2 protein-coding genes are annotated in these 6653 nt (G+C 38.5%); both read right to left on the bottom strand.

Translation table 11 applies throughout. The features are described from left to right. Positions 1-174: 174 nt before the first annotated feature. Positions 175-4971: a DEAD/DEAH box helicase gene (locus UB32_RS16505; RefSeq protein ID WP_044395748.1), complete on the bottom strand. Its 4797-nt coding sequence runs from the start codon at positions 4969-4971 to the stop codon at positions 175-177. Then, the coding region (locus UB32_RS20095; protein WP_044395746.1) for a hypothetical protein at positions 4962-6653 on the bottom strand (1692 nt) is incomplete at its 5' end. The genes UB32_RS16505 and UB32_RS20095, both read right to left, overlap by 10 nt.

The following is a 6653-nucleotide window of genomic DNA, read 5'->3' as shown; positions in this document are numbered from 1 at the left end:
AAAGGGACAGGAAAGAGCCTAACAGGATATCGGATATACAAACAGAATGGGACAATAAACCTGTCCCCATGTCCCTCCCCCATGTCCCTACACCAACCGATAAGTCAGGTATAATGTATAGAAGAAGCAGAAGAAGTATCTTAGCCTTCTCTCTGCTTCTTCTGTTACAATGCATTATCCAACAACCGTTGCATCCACCTCGATATTTTGATACTTTAACAGTTCAGTGAGATACTCGTATGCAATACCTCTTTCTAAAATTTCATGAAAGAATTGATTTTCAAAGCTTCTTAGGCAGCCATAACAACTTGTTTCTGGGCCGCATCCACATGAACCTTTAACCTTCAATCTGGCGTTTTCTAAGACTCTAGAAATGCGCTGCGAGATTTTCTTGGCGTGCCCTGCACCACCTGGTACATCATCGTATAGGATGATAGAGGTTTCGGTTAAGTCAACTCCATCTGCTCTGTACAGACATCCTCCTATCTCACTTCTTGCAACTCCCAATTCTAAGCTTGCACCTTCCATGACCGCATAAAGCAATGAAGGCCAGAAGCTTTTTTGGTTATATTTTGCAGATATTAATGGCAATTTGATTTCAACAACATCGGTGATAAAATCATGCCCTAAATGAACATTGTGCAAATAGGTGTTTCCACATGGCTTGCCATGCTTGTTTTTGTGCTCTTTTTGTGGCTCATTTTTTTTCTTAGTAACATTCTTCATTTGAGTGATATATCCACACCAATTGCAAAGGGAGTAACCTTGACCACCGCCATTATTAACAATAACCATTCTCCCCCTGGAAGAGTACTTTACTTCAACTGGATGACCACCAACTTTCATTGTTTCATTAAAGGTCTCTGTAAGCTCCAGTTCCTCATCAACATACGTATCAAATTTCACCCTTGAAGGTAGTGGTTTGGCTTTGCGTCTTTCACCAGGATTGGCAGGTAAATCATCTGATTTTGTTGAAAAGCCAAAAACTGGCTGCAGATAATAATAATAGTTTAATGGCTCATTACAACATGCTGCTTCTTTCCCTTCAGCAGGGACTCCTAAATCAACATGATAGGAATATAGTCGACCGCATGTCTTACATATCGAATATTGTTGAACCGGCCAGCCTTTCATTTTGCTCATATTTAATGCGTATGGTTTCCACACCTTTTTGTTTGCGACGATTTCTGATCCTGGGGCAAATTCGGATATAGCCAACTTCAAATCTCTTGAAATATTAATCACCTTGGCATTTTCCCCGTGATGAAGAATATCCAAGTTCACCACATCTACTGGAAAGCCATATTTCGGCAATACATTACTCGATGATAAAAAACTCAAGACATCTTTTTTCAAATACGTGTTTTGAATTCTTAATATATTGTCACTTGGTTTCCGTTCTGCATCCAGTTTCTTTTTCAATTCTTCCAATTCACCAATTACTTCAATGACATTAGATTCAGCCAAAACTAAGGCACCTTCAGCATCTTTAAGGAGATAATTCACCCATTTCCAATTGTCAAGATCGACGAAAGCCTCTAATGATTTTGATTTAGGTATAACATATTCCAATGATCTTCGTAGATTTTCTGGTCGTTCACTCAATACTTCTTTCAAAACCTCTACTGCACTTTTTCCACTATCATTGGAAATCTGAAGAAAATCATCTACCGAACCGTAATACGACGGATATTTTCTAAAAAACCAAGAAAAAACAACCGAAAATATATGACGCAACACAATCTTTTCATTGTTTAGTTCTATATAAGGGGCTTTAATCATCCCTCCGATAATCCTACCGGGATCCTGATAATAGGTCAGGTCATGTGAACGCCTTTTGGCATAGGTTAAAGAAAATGCCGTGGATTCAGTCCGTCTTCCAGCCCGACCTGCCCTTTGGATGTAATTTGCGGTTTCCGGTGGAACATTCCGCATAAATACCGCTTCAAGCTGTCCAACATCCACACCCATTTCAAAGGTAGTGGAGCAACTAAGGACGTTCACATCCCCTTTTTCAAAACGATTTTGCAATCTTGATGCAAACTCGCTTGTCAGCTGGGCTGTATGCTCGTTCGCAACTAGTGGTAACGGCTTCATGTTCGTATACAAATCCTTATAATATGAAAAACGGCTCATGCCTTCTTCATATTTGACCAATTTGCCTTCACATCGATAGGTTGGGCAGATTCCCCGCAGATTCTTCGCTGTAATACTTCCACACTTATCACAAATATTCAATTTCCCTGGTTTCACTACTTGCCATTTCTTATAATTCAGCTTTAATACAGTTCCCTCTCTTGGCAATGGCGTTTCCAAAATGTATTCCTCTTTTGTCCAGAACTGCTTAAATAATAATCCGGAAAGAAGTTCCTTTAACAAGCTTCTTGCCTTGCTTGTAGCTTCCTCCTTAGAAAAACCTTTGGATCTATATAATTTTTGAATAAAATCTAATCGACGATTATTGACATTCTCCTTCGGTAGCCAGCCTAATATACTGTTTCCATGAACGCTTTTCTCCGCTTCCAGCTTAAAATAAACTTCTTTATTCCGTGGCGCAAAAGCTGGGTCTGTCATTTCTACCAAATCCGGGTAGGTTACCGCATACAGATCACGAAGCGAATTGAACATGATGGTGTACAAATCCCATAGTTCATCAATGGTAATGTCCAAGTCTGGGTCAATTCCAAGCCTGCTAATATTTAGCTTGGACCATTTATCAGGTTTTTCTGGAGTAAAGGCAATGAGTCCTAACCCTTCCAGACCAATTTGCCGTTCTGAGTTCATAAATTCCTTTATTAATATGGTTTGAATAAGCCTTTGCTTCTCAATATCATCCAATCCTGTTTCAAAAAGGTTCTTTTGCTTACCGTATCTTACAATCGTTTTGACCATGCTATCGATTCTAACATCATCGTAATCTTCCAAATTCACAAGCTCGTGAATAATTGCATTACGCCAAAGGATGTTATTGTATTTGGTCTGTAAAAACGATGCAAAAAAGGCTGCCTCCTGCCGACTATCTGAAAAAACCAACAACTTGCGACCTAATAACTCTTCATCAATATCTTCATCATCCCCAAATAAATCAGCTTCGACCGTTTTAGTTTTATTAGGCGGGATGCATTGATACAGCGATCTGGTTAACACTTCCGTTGCTGGGTCATCGGCTGTCCTAAATTGCTTGACTATATTTTTCGAGTGTTGCCCGCATTTCAAGCACGTATTAACCGTGAAATCAGGCATTTTAATTTTTAAAACTTTAATATATTTTTCAACTGGAAACTCACAGCAATTGGTTTTTCGCGCTTTCCCTTCTGGCTCAATATGCCCACATACTGTGCAGAGGATATATTCGTCACTATCCATTTCTTTCGAACTATCACTGCCTTCAACAGTTGATTCATCATCATCGATCGTAACCACTTCAAACTCATCATGGTCTGCATTAAGCATGTAATATTCTTGTTTTCTCTTGATAACCCCATCGATATCCACATCCGCGTCGGCATGGACCAGCTTGTTCTCTTCCGTTCTTCCGACGATATGTTCCTGTCCGCATCGTTGACAGTTTGCTAATTCAAACGTCGGTACCAATTTCCCATCCGGTAATTTTTGCGTCTTTTTTCTATCCAAGAATAACTGCCTTTTTCTATACAAGGAGACATAGGCACCTTCAAGAGCCTTTACAAACACATGATATCTTGCAGGTAATAACGGCATTGCATCGTTATCTTCTTTTGCCATCGCACAAAGGTTCACTAGTTCCACTATCGCAGCTAATTTTTCTGAGGTTGAAAGATCTTCATTTTGAAAAAAGACTTTCGTTAAATCACTCAGCAATTGCGGTTTTTTCTGTAGACTTTCCTGCAATTGCATGACATTCAAATCATTTTTCAATAGCTCAAATAATTCTTGGCTACTCTTATTTTTGCCTAAGCTAATGTACTCTTTACTTAACCTATCGTGTCCGTAAATTTTCCTTTCAATTAAGTTAACACGCTGGGATTCAATAATATCCTCCGGAAAAAATGGCTCATGAAATAGGTCGGTCGCGAATTTGGCCACCTCTTTGTATGCATCCCTGCCACCTCCTAAAGTAGCACTTGTGGCAATACAGGTTAATGGGTTTTTCTGAGATTCCGAGATTCGCTCTTTTAATTTTTGCAAGAGCATAGAAATTTCCGTACCTTTTGCACCATTATACGTATGGGCTTCATCTAAAACGATAAACTTCCAGTTATCTCCATTTTCATGATTGAAAAATGCATTATCTTTCGGCCTTAGCAGTAAGTACTCAAGCATGGCATAGTTGGTCAATAAGATATGCGGTGGATTATCTCGCATTTTTTCACGAGAAATCAGCTCGTTTGGAATCATTTCGATATCTGAATTGGTCTTAGCAAATAATTCCTCTGCTTTCTTTTGGTATTCCTCAGTTTCACCTGTATACCTTCCAAACGTAATGTCTGGATAATCTTTTAATATTCCTCTTAATCTAGCAATCTGGTCATTGGCAAGGGCATTCATTGGGTAAAGTAATAATGCCCTAATCCCTTTGTTCAGGGTACCAGCTTCCTTTTCCCGCATTAATTCATTGATGATTGGCAGCATAAAGCACTCCGTTTTACCGCTACCAGTTCCTGTTGCAACAATGATATTCTTCCCTGCATCCACTTTTCGAATAGCCTGTTCTTGATGAATATACAATGTTCGTTCAAGTGGAAAATGTTTTTTCAAAGCAAAAAATTCTCGGGATACTACCCCTTCTTTGATTAGCTCATTAATGCTTTTCCCGGTAATAAAGGGTTGGGTAATTTCAATAAACGGCCCCTTTACAAACTTGCCTTCTTCTGCAAGTTGTTTACGTGCCTGATTCATCAAATCTTTGTCCTGAAAGAAAAACATTGAGCTCAAGTATTCCACATATTCATTTTTTATTTTCTTAGTTGTTGATATAGGATTTAAACCCATAAATATCCCCTCTCTAAACTCATATACAATTCAAAGATAATCGCATCTCGATAATATAATTTCCCGCATTTTTCAATGGTGTAATGTAACAAGCGACTGAATTCTTTGCTTTCCTGCATTTTCCCATTTCTAATAAAAGAAGCATATAAAGCAATTAAGCCAATATAATAACCTAATTCATCATCAGTTTTTCGTTTCGCAAGAGCATGAAAAGCATCTTGAAAATCTGACTTCACATAACTTTCACACGGAATATTCAGAACATCTGCCAACATGTTTTGGACGGTTTTCTCATTCTTATTCTGGTTCTTCCATTCTGCCAATAAATGAAGTCTTGTTTTTCCAAAGATTTTTGTTTCCTCAACAGATTGGTCTCGTTGAAATTCTCTAATAAAATCCTCGGTCGTTTTGGAAAAATTTTTCGGACGTATCAAGCTATCGTAGACATATTTGAAGTAGCTCGTAATATAAGTACTCTTTCCGAGATTTTCATCGGAAAGGTAGGTACAGTTGGTATCCTCAAATAAATCTGCCTCTCGTAAGGAAGTTAGGTCCGAGATACCTGCCCAATTCAGTCCCCTTGTTTTATTTTCCGCCTGAACCAAATTCATAAATCCGGTCATATCCTCATCGATCTCGGCAAGTAATTTAGCCTGAAGATCATTCAATCTAACCGGCGCAGTCAAATTATTGCAATAAAAATGATGGAGTAATTGCTTCTTATACTCTTTTGAATAATCGCTTTCCAATATATATTTAATTGTTTCTTTTCCATAGCTAGAAAACAAATCAAACAGCTTTATGAAAAGCTTCCTTACTTCTTGTACGTCCTCTTTATCCGCCAAAAAGCGTTCATGCAAAATAAAAGCATTTGCAAGCGGATGAATATCCTCTGGCACGTGGATCTGCAGACTTTTAATTTCATGGTCAATTCTTTTCAGCCGGTTTGATACCTGTTCTGGTTTAATAAATCTCGTTCGTAATAGCTGGTATAAGAGGTTTTCCATCTCTGAGGATAGGTTGCGCTCTCCCTTAATAACGATTCTTCCTTTCGGGAAATCTTTTGGAACAAACGTACAGATTTCTGCTTCTGTCTCTTCAAAAAACAAGTCATCTGACTCTTTCTGAATGACATATCGATAAATGCCTTCCTCAAGCGCAGCTTTTGCGATTACAGCCCTACATGTTTTGTCCTCAATTTGAAAATGGTACGGCTTCTTCCAGGGTTTCAGGAAATTTACTAGGACAACTTCACGGCCAATTTGGGTTCCTGTTTCATCCCATTTGATGAATATTTCATCCTCACTAAGCGTGTATTGCGCATTTTGGATAATCACTTCATCCTGAATTCGTGCTACCAAGAAACTAGTCACGAATCTATCTGTAGAGTCTAATAGTGAGACTCGTAGATGGTAGTCAATTTCTGTTTTAGCATTTTGAACTTCAAACAAGTATGGATTCAGTGGGATTCTTAATCCGTCTTTGTTTTTAATAGAATGGTTTGTTTCAAGCACCGTCTCCTTATTCGCCCCAACTAATTCGAATGTTAAGGTTCGGATGTCATCACATGCTTGAAAACCAAATGCCAGTAATAAATAGGGATCCGTTGCATTCGAAAAATCATTAAGCGTGAGAGTGTGAACTTTACTAGTCAGCTCGATAATATCGTTTTCGATCCCAAT

The organism is Mesobacillus subterraneus, assembly GCF_000934845.1.
Taxonomy (GTDB): Bacteria; Bacillota; Bacilli; order Bacillales; family Cytobacillaceae; genus Mesobacillus; species Mesobacillus stamsii.
This window is presented reverse-complemented; position numbering and strand designations above follow the sequence as displayed.

Coding starts and splice junctions, on each gene's coding strand:
- UB32_RS16505 (WP_044395748.1), bottom strand. CDS start 4,971: ATGGGTTTAAATCCTATATCAACAACTAAGAAAATAAAAAATGAATAT.